Here is a 15,412-nt window from a genome sequence, read left to right as displayed (position 1 = left end):
GCGGTTCTCGTACAGGGTACCGGGACTTGAACGGTGTGCGACCTTGCTCGTACAGTGTGCGAGTCAACTCGAACACTGTACGAGAGAAGAGAGCCGATGTCCCCTCCCGAGACGTTCACCCCGCATCCCCGCCGCTGGCAGATCCTCGGCGTGCTGTGCCTCAGCCTTTTCGTGGTCGTGGTGGACAACACGATCCTGAACGTGGCGATCCCGTCCCTGCTCGCCGATCTGCCTGCGACGACCTCGGACGTGCAGTGGGTGATCGACGCCTACTCGCTCGTCTTCGCGGGACTGCTGCTCACCGCCGGGAGTCTCGGCGACCGCTTCGGCCGGCGGCGCGCGATGCTCATCGGGTTCGCCCTGTTCGGCGGCGGTTCGGCGTTCGCGGCGTTCGCCGACGGGCCGGGCATGCTCGTCGCGATGCGCGCGCTGATGGGCGTCGGTGGCGCGTTCCTGATGCCGGGAACGCTGTCGATCATGGCCCAGGTGTTCGCGCCGGACGAGCGCGCCAAGGCGTTCGGGATCTGGGGCGCCACCTCGATGGTCGGCGTCGCGGCCGGGCCCACGCTGGGCGGCCTGCTGCTGGAGCACTTCTGGTGGGGCTCGGTCTTCCTGGTCAACGTGCCCGTCGCCGTGGTGGCGGTGATCGGGCTGCTCGTCCTGGTACCGGAGTCGCGCGGGCCGCGCCGCCGCCCGGACGTCCCCGGCGCGCTGCTGTCGACGCTCGGCATGTCCGCGCTCGTCTGGGCGATCATCTCCGGCCCGGAACACGGCTGGACCGGCACCCGGACGGCGGGCGGCCTGGTCGTGGCCGTCCTGGCACTCGGCGGCTTCGTCGTGTGGCAGGCCCGCAACCCCGAGCCGATGCTCGACCTGCGGTTGCTGCGGCGCCGCGAATTCAGCGGTGCCGCGCTGATGATCGCGGTCTTCTCGTTCTCGATCGCCGGCACGCTCTTCGCGCTCACGCAGTTTCTCCAGCTCGTCCTGGGCTATGGGCCGCTGAAGGCCGGTCTCGCCCTGCTGCCGGTCGCGATCGCCGCCGGAGTCGGCAACGGCCTCGGTGCGAGCCTGGACGCCAAGCTCGGCAGCCGGACCGTCCTCACGCTGGGCTTCTTCGCCATCGCGATCGGCTTCGGGCTCGTCGGCATGGTCGCACCGGGCGACGGCTACTCCGCGATCGTGGCCGGCCTCACGGTTCTCGGGCTCGGCGCGGGCATGGGCTCCCCGCCCGCGTACAGCACGCTCATGGCCGCCCTTCCGCGTGAGGAGGCGGGCATCGGCTCGGCGGTGAACGACTCGGGACAGGAGATCGGCAACGCGCTCGGCGTCGCGGTGCTCGGCAGCCTCATCTCCGCCGCCTACGCTCGCGAACTGCCCGGTGACGCGCCCGCCGCCGCGCGCCACTCGCTGGGCGAGGCGCTCGGTTTCGGTGATTCCGCCCTCGCCGACGCCGCCCGCGACGCGTTCGTGCACGGCCTGTCGGTCGGCGCGTACTCCGCCGCCGCGCTGACGCTCGCCGCCTCGTTGCTGTCCCTGGTCCTCTTCCGTGCTCGCCATGACGAGCCCGCGGAAATCGATGGCCCTCCGGAGCGAAAGAGATCGGCCGCAGCGACGGAGTAGGGGTGACAGCCGGACACATGATCCCGGAAGGTTCCCCCATGACCTACCCCGTGGATGCGCCGCCCGACGACGACCGAACGTCGGACTCCGGAGCGGCGCATCACGTGCATTCACCGCATCACGCGATCAACACGGAGGACGCGCGGCTCATCAGTGAGTCGTTGCACGACCCCGAACGTTTCACCGCCGTCTACGACCGCCATTACACGGTCATCTATCGCTATGTCGCGGGCCGCCTCGGCTCGCAGCAGGCCGACGACATCGCCGCCGAGACCTTCCTGGCCGCGTTCCGGCGGCGCAAGAGCTTCGACGGGGGCAAGGGCTCGTTGCGGTCATGGCTCTTCGGCATCGCGACGAAGCTCGTATCGCAGCACCGCCGCGCCGAGACCCGCCGCTACCAGGCCCTCGCCAAGGTCGGGGCCGATCCCGCGCTCGGCAGCCACGAGGAACGGGTCGTCACGTGGGTGACCGCCGAAGGCCTCCAGCCGCAGCTTGCCCGGGCGCTCGCCGCACTGTCGGCGAAGGAACGCGACGTCGTGCTCCTCGTGGCCTTGAGCGAACTCGGCCATGACGAGGTCGCGGCCGCGCTGGGCATCCCGTACGGCACGGTCGGCTCCCGTCTCAACCGCGCGCGCCGCAAGCTGCGCGCCGCCCTCGAACTGGAAGGTCTGTAGCGATGGACGAAATGCGGATGATCAGCACGCTGCTCGACGAGCAGCCGTCCGAACGGTCGGTCGAGGAAGGACGTGCGCGGCTGGTGCGGGAGGTCCGGTCGCCCAGGCGGACGCCACGGTTCTCGATGCCGCGCTGGAGCATCGCGGCTCCGGCGCTGGCCGCCGGGGCGGTCGCCGCGGTGACGGCCATCGCGGTCGGGATGTCCTCCGGCACGACGCCCCGCGCGCCCGACGCCTCCAGATCGGCGGTGCCGATGTCGGCCCGTACGGTGCTGCTCTCGGCGGCGTCGAAGGTCGAACGGACGCCGCTCACCCAGGGGAAGTACTGGCACATGGTGTCGCAGGAGCGCCACACGATGACTTTGGGCAAGGGCGAGTTCGATACAAGCAGGCAGTCGGGGTGGTGGGACGCCGGACCGGGCCGCGAGGCATGGTCCGCAGAACGCAGCCTGGGCAGCCGCTACCTCGGTCCCGCGCCTGAGGGCGGCCCGAGGACCATCCAGAACGGCGGCAAGCCGCAGCCCGAACGCACCACCGACAGCGGCCCGACCGGCTGGACGAAGGTCAAGGTGCCGGGCGGGCACGCGTTCCGCCTCCAGGAATGGGGCAGCCTCACGCCGCCGGACGTGCGCAGGCTGCCGGAGGACCCGCAGACCCTCAAGGCCTTCCTGACGCGAACGCTCAAGCGGTTGGAGAAGGCCGAGGGCGGCTCGATCGACCCTGCGGAATGGCTGTTCGGCAACGCGCAGAAGATCGGCATCACGCCCGCGTCGCCGAAGGCGCTCGGCGCGACCTACCGGCTGCTCGCCACCGACCCGGGGCTCCGAGTCGTCGGCCAGGTCACCGACCCGCTCGGCCGGAAGGGCACGGCGATCGCCCGCCCGGTCGTCAAGGGCGGCCAGCACGAGGAGTGGCTGGTGATCGACCCGGCGACCGGGCGCGTGCTGGCGCACCAAGATGTGCGCAAGCCCGCGACCGTGACCGGCTACCGCGCGATCGTCTCGTACGGCTGGACGAACACGGTCCCGGACTACCCGCTCGGCAAGCTCGGCTAGGCAACGCCTAAGGACACGCCAGGCGCACGCTTAAGGGCTCCGCCAGGCACACGCCCCTAGGGGCGAGTTCTAGCGGGGGACGAGGGCGTCGATGCCCGTCAGTGCCCGGCCGATGATGAGCTTCTGCATCTGGCTGGTGCCCTCGTAGAGGGTGAGGACGCGGGCGTCGCGCACGTACTTCCCGACTGGGGTCTCGTCGGTGTAGCCGTAGCCGCCGAAGACCTGGAGCGCGTTGTTGGACACCTTCACCGCCGTCTCGCTGGCGTGGTACTTCGCCATCGAGGCGGCGGTGGCCAGGTCCTGACGTCCGGCGCCCCGGTCGGCCATCGACGCGGCCCGCCAGGTGAGCAGCCGTGCGGCCTCGACCTCCACGGCCGAGTCGGCGAGCAACTCCTGGACGAGCTGGAACGCGGCGATCGGGCGGCCGAACTGCTCACGTTCACCCGCGTACTTCACCGCCGCGTTCAACGCACCCTGCGCGAGGCCGGTGGCGCCCGCCGCGACCGAGATGCGGCCCTTGGTGAGCGCCCCGAGCGCGATGCCGAGGCCCTTGCCGACCTCGCCGAGCCGCGCTGAGTCCGGCACACGGACGTCTTCGAGGACGAGCTCGGCGGTGGCCTGGCCGCGCAGGCCGAGCTTGCCGTGGATGGTGTTGGCGGTGAAGCCGGGCAGGTCGGTCGGGACGAGGAAGGCCGTGACCCCGCGACCGCCGTCGTCGCTCGTCCGGGCGAACACCAGCGCGACCTTCGCCCACGTGCCGTTGGTGATGAACGTCTTCTGACCGTTCAACACCCACCCGCCCGCCTCCCCTGCCCCCTTCATGTCCCGGCGCGCCCGGCTGATCAGCGACCCGGCGTCCGAGCCTGTGCCTGGCTCGGTCAGCGCGAAGCAGGCGAGCGCCTCGCCGCTGGTGAGCTGCGGCAACCACTCCTGCTTCTGCGCCTCGGTGCCGTGCGCGGCGATCGACTTGGCCACGAGCCCGAGCGACACCGACACGATGCCGCGCACCGACGAGTCGCCCCGCCCGAGCTCCTCGATCACCGTCGTGTAGCCGACCATGTCGCACTCGACGCCGCCGTACTCCTCCGGAATTCCGAGGGCGAGGAAGCCTAGCTCGCCCAGGCGCCGCACGATTCCGAGATCGACCTCCTCACGCCGGTCCCACTCCCGCACGTTGGGCACGATCTCCGCGTCCACGAACTCCGCCGCCATCTTCCGGAAGGCGGCCTGGGTCTCGTTGAGTTCCAAGTCCATGTCGTACGTCCTTAGCGGTAAACGTCGGCCTTAGCGGTAGAGGTCGGCGGGGGTCGTCCCGATGGAGGTCAACGGCAGTCCCGCCTTCGCGCGCTCGACCAGCCACTGGCTCGGCCGGTAACGCGGGTCGTTGGTGCCCCGCTGGAGTCTGACCAGGATGCTCCGGACGGTCTCCGGGCCTACGTGGTCGCCCCACTCCAGCGGACCGCGCGGATACCCGAGCCCCAGCCGTACGGCGGTGTCGATGTCGCGTGGATCTGCCAGGCGCTGCTCGGCGATGCTGCACGCGACGTTCACGATCGAGGCGAGGAGCCGCTGGGCCACCGATCCAGGAGCGTCCCGGACCACGGTGACCGGGCGTCCGGTGGAGGCCAGGGCGGCGAGGGCGGATCGACCGGCGGCGGGGTCCGTGCCGGGATGGACCGCCAGTGTGAGGCGAGAGGCGAAGCCGCCGAGCGGATCGACGCCGAAGGTGCGTTCCAGCGGCAGATCGTGGATGCTTCCGTGTGTCGTGACGCTCGAACCGTATGGGGCGGTCAGGACGATCGCCTCGTCGGACGGCTCCTTGCCGTGTTCGACCGTGACGTCGGTCTCCAGCAGCAGGGCGTTGAGCCGGTCGCGCGCCTCCGAGTCGGTTTCGACATCCACCCAGATCGGACGGGGCGCGGCGGACGGCGGGGTGGGCTCGGGCGGCTCCTGCTTGGCGCCGTCCACGTACTTGTAGAAGCCCTCGCCGGTCTTGCGGCCGAGGAGCCCGGCCTCGTAGCGGGCACGGGTGATGTGGGACGGGCGGAGGCGCGGCTCGTTGTAGAAGCCGGACCAGACGGTCTCCAGAACGGGATGGGACACGTCCAGGCCGGTCAGGTCCATGAGCTCGAACGGGCCCATCTTGAGGCCGAGCACGTCGCGGGCGATGCGGTCGATGTCCACGGGCTCGGCGATGCCCTCGGAGAGGATCTGCAGCGCCTCGGTGGGCAGGCCGCGACCGGCGTGGTTGACGAGGAAGCCGGGAGTGTCGGGAGCGCGCACGGGCTCGTGTCCCATACGCCGAACGAGATCGGTCAGGGCGTCCGGGATCCAGCCGGCCGTGCGGGCGCCGGCGATGACCTCGACCAGGCGCATCAGCGGGACCGGGTTGAAGAAGTGCAGTCCGGCCAGGCGGGACGGGTCGGACAGCGCGGTGGCGATCGCGGTGACCAAGAGCGAGCTGGTGTTGGTGGCGAGGACGGTCCGCTCGCCGACGACCTTCTCCAGGGCGGCGAAGAGCTCCCGCTTGGTCTCCAGGTCCTCGCGTACGGCCTCGATCACAAGATCGCAGTCCGGTGCCGCGGCGAGCGGGTCGTTCAACGGACGGAGTCGCGTCTTCGCCGCCGCCGCGTCCTGCTCGCTCATCCGGCCCTTGGCGGCGAGCTTGTCGTACATCCCGCCGATGTAGGAAATGGCCTCGTCCACGGCTTCGGTGCGGGCATCGGCGAGCTCCACGGTGATCCCGGCCGCCGCCGCGAGCTGGGCGATGCCGCGCCCCATCACCCCGGTGCCGATGACCCTGATCGCCGATACCTGCCGCGCCCACTGCTCCATGCCCGACCCCTCATCTTAGAAAGACATTCTAGAAATATATTCATACGTGATGTGGCCCACGCCACCGGCCCCTGCCACTCAACCACTCAGTGGAAGGACGATGGAGTGCGGGCCGTCCGGAACCGTAGCCTGCGAGAAACACCAGCGTAAGGAGCAAACGATGCGCGAAGCGGTGATCTGTGAGCCGGTGCGCACCCCGATCGGCCGGTTCGGCGGGGTGTTCACGACGGTGTCGCCGGTCGAGCTGGCCGCCACTGTGATCAAGGCGGTGCTCGCGCGCACCGGGCTGCCCGGCGACGCGGTGGACGAAGTGATCCTCGGCCAGTGCAACCCGAACTCCGACGCTCCCGCGATCGGCCGGGTCGCGGCGCTCGACGCCGGGCTCCCGGTCGAGGTGGGCGGCAGCCAGGTCGACCGGCGCTGCGGCTCCGGCCTCCAGGCCGTGCTGAACGCCGCCATGCAAGTGCAGACCGGCGTCAGCGAGCTCATCCTCGCCGGGGGCACCGAGAGCATGAGCACCGCGCCGTTCTACACGACGGAGGCGCGCTGGGGCATCCGCGGTGCCGGGCTCGAACTGCACGACGCCCTGGCCCGCGGCAGGGTCACGGCGGGCGGCGTCAACCACCCCGTGCCCGGCGGGATGCTGGAGACCGCCGAGAACCTCCGTCGCGAGTACGGCATCGGGCGCCTTGAACAGGACGAGCTGGCCGTACGCTCGCACGAGCGGGCTGTGGCCGCCCAGAAGGAGGGCCGCTTCGCCGACGAGATCGTGCCGGTGACCGTCCGCTCCCGCAAGGGCGAGACCGTCGTGGACGCCGACGAGCACCCGCGTCCCGGCACGACCGTGGAGAGCCTGGCCAAGCTGAAGCCGGTGCTGGGTAAGGCCGACCCCGAGGCGACGGTCACCGCCGGGAACGCCAGCGGCCAGAACGACGCCGCCGCGGTGGCCGTGGTGACGACGCCGGAACGGGCTGCCGAGCTGGGCCTTCGTCCTCTCGTCCGGCTGGTGTCGTGGGCGCGTTCCGGGGTGCCGCCGCGCACCATGGGCATCGGGCCGGTGCCTGCCACGGCCAGGGCACTGGAGGCGGCCGGGCTGACGCTGGCCGACATCGATCTGATCGAGCTGAACGAGGCGTTCGCCGCCCAGGTGCTTGCCGTCAGCCGCGAGTGGGGATTCAAGGACGCCGACTGGGACCGCACCAACGTCAACGGCTCCGGCATCTCACTCGGCCACCCGGTCGGCGCGACCGGCGGCCGGATCCTGGCTACCCTCGCCCGGGAAATGGACCGGCGCGGCGCCCGCTACGGCCTGGAGACCATGTGCATCGGCGGCGGCCAAGGCCTGGCCGCCGTATTCGAACGCGTGGACTCCTAGCCGTTCGCGTGGACTCCTAGCCGTTCGGCAAGGAGTCCACGCGCCCGAACAGGGTGTCATCGCTGGAGCGACTTCCAGAACGCGTAGTGGTGGTCGGCGGCGAAGTCGGTGCGGCCGATGCCGTCCTTCCCGGAGGCGAGCTTCTGGACGTACGCGTCGCGCGGCGTGAATCGCTGCCACGCCGGCGTCCCGTGCCCGCCGGGCCGCCCGGTGTGCGCGAAGCGGCTCCAGTAGGAGATCACCGTGTCCGAGAGCCCGCCCTGACGTTCGTTGAGCGGCTCGAACAGGTCGTTCTCGAAGAGGTACGCGAGGTCGATCATGTGCCCGGTGCCGAGGGAGAAGCTCTTCGGCCGGGGGAAGCCCTTGAAGTACGGGGCGTCCGCGTCGGCGAAGTCGTACGCGTAGACCGGCACATGGCGGGCGAGCGTGCGCTGGGTGTCGAAGGCGGCGGTCGACCACTCGGAGTCGGTGAGCACCGCCGCGAGCGTGGCGCCGGGCGAGCCGTGGCTCCCGGCGGGGTATTCGGCGAGCACCGCCGCCGCGTCGTCGCTGAACGACTCGTTGACCTTCTCGGCGTAACCCTCAGGCGTGAGCGGTTTGCCGGTCATCGCCTCCTCAGCCCCGACCGGGCCGCTCATCTCGTCGTGCGTGGAACCATGCAGCACCGGCACCCGATGGAATCGGCCGGTGGCGAGGGCACGCGCCGGAGCCAGGGGCAGGACCGTGCCGTCGACGACGGGACGGTAACCCTCGTGGCCCGCAGCGGTGGCCTTGATCAGGTCGTCCGTCTTCACGCGCCGCAGGCACGCGTCGGCGTCGGCCACGTCACCGCAGTGGAGTGCCTTGGCAGTGGCGATGCCGTTGTCATGCGCCTGCTTCACTGACATCGAGCCGTCCTTCCCGGCGCATCCCGCGCTCTGGACGATCGCCTTGGCGAACAGGCCGCGAGCGCCAGGTGACGCGAGCTGAGCGCAGACGCTGTACCCGCCGCCCGACTGGCCCATGATCGTCACATTGCGGGCGTCGCCGCCGAACGCGGCCGCGTTGCGCCGCACCCACCTGAGCGCCGCCTGCTGGTCCAGGAGCCCCAGGTTGGCCGGGGCGCGCAGGCCCGGGTGGGAGAGGAAACCGAAGACGCCCAGCCGGTAGTTGACGGTCACGACGACCGCGTTGCCCCTGGTCGCCAGCTTGGCGGCCTTGTAGGTCGCCCCGTCGCCGTAGACGAAGCTGCCGCCGTGGATCCACACGATCACCGGCAGGCGCTTCGCGGCCTTCGCCGGAGTCGTCACGTTCGCGTACAGGCAGTCCTCGCCGCTTGTGCCGGGCACGGCGATCGGCTGGTCGGAGGGTTGCGGACAGGCGCTGCGCGGCTGTCGCGCGTCCAAGGGAGCCGACCAGGGCGTGACCGGTCGCGGTGACTTCCACCGCAGAGCACCGGTCGGTGGCGCCGCGTAGGGGATGCCCTGGAACGTGCGGACATCCCCGGAGACCGCACCCCGCAGCGGGCCCTCAACGGTCATGACCCGCGTGGGGGCGCTCGGTGCCGCAGTGGCGGAACCCACCGCGACCGTGCCGCCGAAGGTCGCAACGACCGCGACGGCGACCGCGGCGGATTGACGCCTCTTGTTGCTCATCTTCGTGCTCAATTCCTGCTCCCAACCGGGCTTGCTCTGTCAGTGGGAGGACTGTAGCCCGAATTTGGGCAAACGCGCAAGACGCGTGTGCAAGGCGTCCGCGTAAGACACTCGTCCCAGATCGTTGGTAGTGTCGTGCCATGGGCAACCGGGAGAAGCTGCTCGAGGCCGCCAAGCAGTGCCTGTTCGAGAAGGGCTACGAACGCACGACCGTGCGCGACCTCGCGTCGGCGGCGGGCGTGAGCATGGCCGCCATCGGCTACCACTTCGGGTCGAAGGATGCGCTGCTGAACGAGGCGCTCTTCCAGGCGCTCGATGGCGGCGACGCGTTCATCGGCGAGCACGAGGAGGCCGGCGACGCGGCGGCCTTTGCTGCTCTCTGGCGGCGCTTGGTCGCGTCGTTCTCGACCAACCGGACTTTCTGGATCGCCAACCTCGAAACCGTGCTCCGGGCGCAACGGGATTCGGAGTTGCGCGCGCAGATGGCCGCGGGTCAGGGGCAGGGGCGCAGCGGCATGGCGCGTGTGGTCACGGGTGAGGCGGAGGAGGACCTGCCCGAAGAGACCGTCCGTTCACTCGGAGCGGTGCAGTTGGCCCTGGTCAGCGGTGTGATGATGCAGCACCTCACTGACCCCGAATCCGCCCCGACTGCCGAGGAGGTCCTGGCTGGCCTGCGCGCCCTGAGCGCTTACCTGCCTGACGAGTAGCCGTCCACGGAACGCGGAACCGCCCCGCCGATTGGATCGGCGGGGCGGTTGCGCGGAGGAGGGGCGGGCGATCAGTGGCTCAGCGCCGTGGCGACCCGCTCCTCGGCCGGGGCAGTCGCGTTCGGGGCCGTCTCGTTCGGGGTGGTCTTCTTCTTGTCGCGCATCACCAGGAAGGCCAGGACCGCGGCGGCTACGACGCCGGCGGCGCTGATGGTGAAGGCGCTGGACATCGCGGTGGTGAAGGCCTCGCGGGCGGTGGTGGCCAGCCCGCTGTCACCGAGGGCGAGGGCCTCGCTGATGTTGTGGCGGGCGCCCTCGGGAGCGTCATCCGGCATGGCGCCGGTGTAGGCGCTCGCCACCACGCTGCCGAGGATCGCGATGCCGAGGGCGGCGCCAGCCTGCTGGATGGTGTCGTTGAGGGCGGAGCCGACTCCGGCCTGCTCGGCGGGGACGGCGCCCATCAGCGCGGCGACGATCGCGGGCTGGGCCAGCCCGGCGCCGGCGCCGAAGACCAGCAGCGCGACGGCGACCTTGGCGAAACCGTCCCCGGGGGACAGCGTGGCCATCATCCCGAAGCCGGCGGCCACCACGAGCATGCCGATCGCGGCGGGCACCCGGTTGCCGATCTTGTTGCCGAGGGCGGCGCCCAGGCCGTTGAAGAACAGCGACGAGACGGCCATCGGGATGAACGCGAGCCCGGCCTTGGTGGCCGAGAAGCCGAGGACGAACTGCAGGTACTGGGTCAGGACGAGCAGCAGGCCGCCGTTGCCCACTTGGACCAGGGTCAGCGAGAGGCTGCCGCCGGAGAAGTTGCGGTCACGGAACAGCTTGAGCGGGACCATCGGCGCGTCGGTGCGCATCTCCCAGATGACGAACGCGGTGAGGGAGGCCAGTGCGATGCCGAACGCGGTGAGGGTGACGGGCGAGGTGAGGCCGTGCTTGGGGTATTCGATGATGGCCCAGACCAAGGAGGTCATGCCGACCACGGAGAGCACGGTGCCGAGGGGGTCGGGCTTCTGCCAGGGGCCCTTGGACTCGGGCATCAGGACGATGGCGGCGATGATGGCGGCGGCGGCGATCGGGACGTTGATGAGGAAGACGGCACCCCACCAGAAGGCGGAGATGAGGGCGCCGCCAAGGATGGGGCCGCCGACCAGGCCGAGCATCGCGACGGCGGACCAGGCGGCCATGGCCTTGCGGCGTTCGTCGTCGTCGAAGACGGTGATCAGGATCGACAGGGTGCTGGGCATGATCAGCGCTCCGCCGATGCCCATGGCGAACCGGGCCGCGATCAGCTGCTCCGGACTCGTTGCGAAGGTCGCGGCCAGTGAGGCGATCCCGAAGAGCGCCAAGCCGATGATCATGACCTTCCGGCGGCCGAACCGGTCGGACAGGCTGCCCGAGGTGAGCAGCAGCCCGGCGAACACCAGGATGTAGGACTCCAAGATCCACTGCGCGTCCTGGGGGGTCGCGCCGATGTCCTCGGCCAGCGGCGGGATCGCCACGGTCAGGACCATGTTGTCGATCACCAGCACCAGCGTGCTCAGGCACAGCACGACGAGGATCCACCAGCGCCGCGGGTTGCGACCTTCCACTGCTTCCATCAGAACACCCCTCACTCCATGGGAACCTCGTTCCCGTCTTGCGAACACTGTACGCATGAGGATGGCAGCGCGCAAGTGCGTACAGTGTTCGCATAGCGTTCCGCTCTATTGTTCTGGTGTGCAGAAAGATGGTGTTGAGGAGGACGGCCTTCGGAATGGTGGTGGGCCGCGGCCTGCGTATCCGATCGCGTCGGTCGACAACGCCCTGCGGCTGCTGACGCTGTTCCGCGAGAACGAGAAGGTGCGGTTGTCGGAGGCGCGGGAGTTCCTCGGCGTCGCGCACTCGACCGCGCATCGCCTGCTGGCGATGCTGGCCTATCACGGCTTCGTACGGCAGGAGCCGGACTCACGGGTGTACGTGGCGGGCCCGATGCTCGTGGAGATCGGGCTCTCGGCCGTCCGCAACATGGACATCCGGCTGCATGCCCGGCCGCTGCTGGAAGATCTCGCGGCGTGGGCCGGGGAGACGGTCCACCTGGTGGCACTCGAAGGGCCGATGGTCCGCTACCTGGACGCGGTGGAGAGCACCAAGTCCTTGCGAGTGGCCGCCCGTACCGGCACGACGCTCGCGGCCAACTGCACGGCATCCGGCAAGGCGATGCTGGCGGCCCTGCCCGAGGCCGAGGTTGCCGCCCTCTTCCCGGCCGGGCGGCCGCTACCGAAGGAGACGGGGCGTTCCATCACCGATCCGGTGGAACTGATGGCCGAACTGGCCCGCGTGCGCGAGCGGGGCCACGCGGTCAACCACGAGGAGAGCGAGGACGGTGTCGCGTCCGTGGCGGTCGCGGTGCTCGGGCCGAACGGCAGGCCGGTCGCGGCGCTGGCGATCTCCGCGCCCGTCGCCCGGCTGTCCGGGGAACGCGCCGGGGACCTGGCCGCACACCTGGGCGAGGAGGCCGAACGGCTGGCCCACTTGGTGGGCTTCGGGTCCGCCGCCTGACTTCGGGACCACTCCTGACCTCGGGTCCGCCGCCTTATTTCGGGTCGCTCAGCGGATGCCGATGCCGCCGTCGGAGTGCACGATCGTCCCGGTGATGCCACGGGCCTGGTCGGAGGCGAGGAACACATAGCTCCCCGCGTGGTCGGCACCGGTCAACGCGACGGCGAGCGGCGTGCGGCTCTTGAGGTCCTCTTCACGGCCGGGTGCCTCGCCAAGACGTCGTTCGTCCAGGCCGAGACTCCGGGGTCCGGTGAGTTCGGTGCCGAGCGTTCCGCCCGGAGCCACACCGTTCACCCGTATGTCGGGCGCCAGTTCGTGGGCGAGTGAGACGACACAACCGCGCACGGCGAATTTCGAGGCCACGTAGAGGATCCCGCCGCGCCCCGGATAGAAGCCCGACGTCGACACGGTGAGCACCACCGAGCCGTGCGACAGCCGCAGCTCGGGCAGCGCGGCCTTCACCGATACCAGCTGGCTCTTGACGTTGATGCGGAACGTCTCGTCGAACGCGTCGTCCAGCGTCGCGTCCTCCAGCTCGGTCAGACCCCGGTAGAAGTCGAAGATCCCGACGCAATTGACCAGCACGTCCAGCCCGCCGAGCGTCTCGCGTACGGCCTCAACCGCCGTCGCGGCCTGCGGCAGGCTGGTGGCGTCGCCGTGGTTGACCAGGCAGTCGGGCAGCTCGTAGGCGAGCCGTTCACACTTGGCCGGATCGACCTCCATTGCGGCGGTGCGGGCACCTTCGGCGTCGAACGCGTCGAGGACGGCGCGGCCGATGCCCGAGCCCGCACCGACCACCAGTGCGCGTTTCCCGTTGAGCCAGCCCATCAGCCGGCAAGGAGCAGGGAGAAGAGATCGTGGTCCTGCCGGGTGAGGGCCTCCAGCTCCAGCGGACAGAGCAGGATCTCCCGGTCCGCGCGTGGCGCTCGGATGCGGAGCCGCGTGCCGTTGCGCGTCTCGACCTTCTCGACGAGGACTTCGGCGAACTCGTTGGCGATCACGATGGGTTCGGTCATGGGAGCCTGCCTCGGTCATGGGAACCCCGGCCATGGGAACCCGTCCTAGGAACCCCGGTCACAGGAACAGGGCCAGGTTCTGGGTGCGGAGGACGGACTCGTCGACGGTGATCTCGCGCCGGGCTAGCCGGTGGCCGCCTGGCGCCGGGCGCAGCGTGTCGGCTCGGCCGGCCGACAGCAGGTCGTGTTCGCGGGTGTCGCCGCGGCTCCGGAAGAGCAGGAGGTACGACTCGACGCGGAGTTCGCCGGGGGCCGTGCGGAATGTGCGGACGTTGGTGACCAGGCGGCGGGTCCGCGACGGCGGGTCCTCCGTCCACGCGTACTGGGTGCCGAAGCGTTCGACGCGCTTGCGCAGGGAGTACATGTCCTCGTCGAAGTGGCCCATGTCGGCGAGCGAGTCGAAGCCCGCGCCGCGGGCCGTGGTGACCCTGACGGGCATCACGTACCGGATGTCCTCGGTCAGCAGGCGCAGCCAGCCCGCGAAATCCTGGCGGTCGAGCGTCGCCGCCTCCTCGACAAGGAACTGGTGCGCGTCTTGATGGTCGGGGTCGGTGTAGCGGAGCGGCACATTCACTGCGCTGGTCATTGTGCGGCCCCCATGTCGGCCGAGGTGTGCAAGGGCGGTGGCCTGAGCAGAAGGTCGCCCCACATGGACAACCAGTGCCTCTGGTTGAACTCGCCGAAGCCCTGGTAGGCGGTGCCGGGGCCGGAGAAGCCCGCGAGCGGCGGCTTGAGCGGTTTTCCAGCGGACGTCAGCCCCATCCGGCTGTTGAGGTTGAGCCGCCGGGCCATGGTGCCCGCCGCGACGTCGGTGATCGACACCCAGTTCTCGACGTCGTCCTGCTCGAACATGCCCGAGCTGCCGAAGCACATCACGTACGCCCTGTAGGAATCGTGTTTGAACGTCTCGGGCGCGGCGGCGTCCACGGCGAACCACGACAGCACCTCGGTCTCGTTCGCCGAGACCGGCTGCCACTGGCGCAGCGAGATGAACGGCACCACGGTGCCCCTGTCGTCGATCTTCGGCCAGTTGTGCACGAGGCTGAGGTTGGGGAAGAGCGTCGCCGCGGAGACCATGAAGCCGTCGTCCTCGACCAGCCCGCGCTGGGCGCGCGTCCACGACGCCAGCATGCGCGTGATCATCTCGTCCGGATAGCCGACGTAGCGGAGCCTGGCGGTGAGATCACCCGGCGGGAGCTTGTAGGTGGTGCCCGCGCCGGGCCCCGCGGTGTAAAGGGCGCCCTCCTTGCGCTTGTTCGCCTTGGGCTCGCGGAAGAGCCCGATGTCGACGACGCTCGCGTGGGTGTGGGGCGTGTGGTAGCTGTCGCCGGCGAAGTTCTCCGCGCCGATCTTCCAGTTGGCCTTGATGCGCCAGCGTTGCGGTCCGCGCAGCTCCAGGCCTGCCGGGCTCTGCCGCGCGTAGAGGTCCAGGTAGAACGCGAAGTCACCGAGGTGGTCGCGCAGCGGCGGGGCATCCGGGTCGAGGCTGATGAAGATCAGGCCCTGGTAGCTGTCGAGCGCCGGAGCCGGCAGCAGGCTCTGGCCCTCCTTGGCGAACCCGTCCTCGCCGCCGTACGCGTCCACGTGGAACGGCAGGCCGACCAGCCGCCCGTCGTTGCGGTAAGTCCACGCGTGGTACGGGCAACGGAAGTGCGAGGCGTTGCCCATCTCTGCCCGGCATACCTGCATGCCGCGATGCAGGCACATGTTGAACATGGCCCGCACTGTGCCGTCCTCGTCCCGGGCGACGATGAACGAGTCCGCGAGAACGCGGCGGACGACGTAGTCGCCGGGCTCGGGGATCTCCGACTCATGGGCGAGGAAGACCCAGGCGCGGGAGAACACCCGGTCGCGTTCCAGCGCGAAGATCTCCGGATCGTTGTAGACGTGCGCGGGGATCATGCCGCGCCGGACGTCGGCGACGACGGCTGCAACATCGAGCACTGGGTGAC

General features: G+C 70.2%; 14 protein-coding genes. 6 read left to right on the top strand and 8 right to left on the bottom strand.

All coding sequences use genetic code 11. From position 1 onward, the window contains the following. The first annotated feature begins 96 nt into the window (after positions 1-96). The 3 genes from ACH34W_RS21835 to ACH34W_RS21825 are packed head-to-tail and all read left to right on the top strand — an operon-like array spanning position 97 to position 3,349. Positions 97-1,620 (top strand): MFS transporter, encoded by a 1,524-nt coding sequence (locus ACH34W_RS21835; protein ID WP_395962803.1) that lies wholly within the window; start codon positions 97-99, stop codon positions 1,618-1,620. A 38-nt stretch (positions 1,621-1,658) separates the two neighbouring features. Beyond that, positions 1,659-2,294 carry an RNA polymerase sigma factor gene (locus ACH34W_RS21830; RefSeq protein WP_395962802.1) on the top strand — a complete coding sequence of 212 codons (636 nt, stop codon included), beginning with the start codon at positions 1,659-1,661 and terminating at the stop codon, positions 2,292-2,294. Between the two features lie 2 nt (positions 2,295-2,296). After that, positions 2,297-3,349 carry a CU044_5270 family protein gene (locus ACH34W_RS21825; RefSeq protein ID WP_395962801.1) on the top strand — a complete coding sequence of 351 codons (1,053 nt, stop codon included), beginning with the start codon at positions 2,297-2,299 and terminating at the stop codon, positions 3,347-3,349. 69 nt (positions 3,350-3,418) lie between these two features. On the opposite strand, the gene ACH34W_RS21820 is transcribed toward ACH34W_RS21825, so the two are convergent. Together ACH34W_RS21820 and ACH34W_RS21815 are read right to left on the bottom strand one after the other, a co-directional pair. Continuing rightward, a complete protein-coding gene (locus ACH34W_RS21820) occupies positions 3,419-4,603 on the bottom strand; it encodes an acyl-CoA dehydrogenase family protein (RefSeq protein ID WP_395962800.1) in 1,185 nt (394 codons plus the stop codon). A gap of 30 nt (positions 4,604-4,633) precedes the next feature. Next, positions 4,634-6,184, bottom strand: a complete 1,551-nt coding sequence (locus ACH34W_RS21815; protein WP_395962799.1) for a 3-hydroxyacyl-CoA dehydrogenase — start codon at positions 6,182-6,184, stop codon at positions 4,634-4,636. 160 nt (positions 6,185-6,344) lie between these two features. Here ACH34W_RS21815 and ACH34W_RS21810 point away from each other — a divergent pair, with 160 nt between their 5' ends. Continuing rightward, positions 6,345-7,559 (top strand): acetyl-CoA C-acetyltransferase, encoded by a 1,215-nt coding sequence (locus ACH34W_RS21810; protein ID WP_395962798.1) that lies wholly within the window; start codon positions 6,345-6,347, stop codon positions 7,557-7,559. Between the two features lie 56 nt (positions 7,560-7,615). On the opposite strand, the gene ACH34W_RS21805 is transcribed toward ACH34W_RS21810, so the two are convergent. Beyond that, complete coding sequence (locus ACH34W_RS21805; RefSeq protein ID WP_395962797.1) at positions 7,616-9,193, bottom strand: carboxylesterase/lipase family protein; 1,578 nt, start codon at positions 9,191-9,193, stop codon at positions 7,616-7,618. A gap of 140 nt (positions 9,194-9,333) precedes the next feature. On the opposite strand from ACH34W_RS21805, the gene ACH34W_RS21800 reads away from it, so the two are divergent. Next, on the top strand, positions 9,334-9,900 hold the full coding sequence (locus ACH34W_RS21800; protein ID WP_395962796.1) for a TetR/AcrR family transcriptional regulator: 567 nt from the start codon (positions 9,334-9,336) through the stop codon (positions 9,898-9,900). Positions 9,901-9,971: 71 nt separating this feature from the next. On the opposite strand, the gene ACH34W_RS21795 is transcribed toward ACH34W_RS21800, so the two are convergent. Continuing rightward, positions 9,972-11,504 carry an MFS transporter gene (locus tag ACH34W_RS21795; protein WP_395962795.1) on the bottom strand — a complete coding sequence of 511 codons (1,533 nt, stop codon included), beginning with the start codon at positions 11,502-11,504 and terminating at the stop codon, positions 9,972-9,974. Positions 11,505-11,622: 118 nt separating this feature from the next. On the opposite strand from ACH34W_RS21795, the gene ACH34W_RS21790 reads away from it, so the two are divergent. Then, positions 11,623-12,444 (top strand): IclR family transcriptional regulator, encoded by an 822-nt coding sequence (locus ACH34W_RS21790; RefSeq protein ID WP_395962794.1) that lies wholly within the window; start codon positions 11,623-11,625, stop codon positions 12,442-12,444. 48 nt (positions 12,445-12,492) lie between these two features. Here the strand turns inward: ACH34W_RS21790 and hcaB are convergent, their stop codons facing one another. The 4 genes from hcaB to ACH34W_RS21770 are packed head-to-tail and all read right to left on the bottom strand — an operon-like array spanning position 12,493 to position 15,404. After that, a complete protein-coding gene (gene hcaB / locus ACH34W_RS21785; protein ID WP_395962793.1) occupies positions 12,493-13,272 on the bottom strand; it encodes a 3-(cis-5,6-dihydroxycyclohexa-1,3-dien-1-yl)propanoate dehydrogenase in 780 nt (259 codons plus the stop codon). Next, positions 13,272-13,460, bottom strand: coding sequence for a hypothetical protein (locus ACH34W_RS21780; protein ID WP_395962792.1), 189 nt, complete (start codon positions 13,458-13,460; stop codon positions 13,272-13,274). Before ACH34W_RS21780 ends, hcaB begins: the two co-directional genes overlap by 1 nt. Before the next feature lie 58 nt (positions 13,461-13,518). Then, positions 13,519-14,046, bottom strand: coding sequence for a 3-phenylpropionate/cinnamic acid dioxygenase subunit beta (locus tag ACH34W_RS21775; RefSeq protein WP_395962791.1), 528 nt, complete (start codon positions 14,044-14,046; stop codon positions 13,519-13,521). Then, positions 14,043-15,404: a Rieske 2Fe-2S domain-containing protein gene (locus ACH34W_RS21770; protein ID WP_395962790.1), complete on the bottom strand. Its 1,362-nt coding sequence runs from the start codon at positions 15,402-15,404 to the stop codon at positions 14,043-14,045. Before ACH34W_RS21770 ends, ACH34W_RS21775 begins: the two co-directional genes overlap by 4 nt. Positions 15,405-15,412 lie beyond the last annotated feature (8 nt).

This window comes from Actinomadura sp. 6N118, from assembly GCF_044326415.1.
Classification (GTDB): Bacteria; Actinomycetota; Actinomycetes; order Streptosporangiales; family Streptosporangiaceae; genus Spirillospora.
The sequence above is the reverse complement of the archived record's forward strand: the minus strand, read 5'-3'. Positions and strand labels throughout refer to the sequence as shown.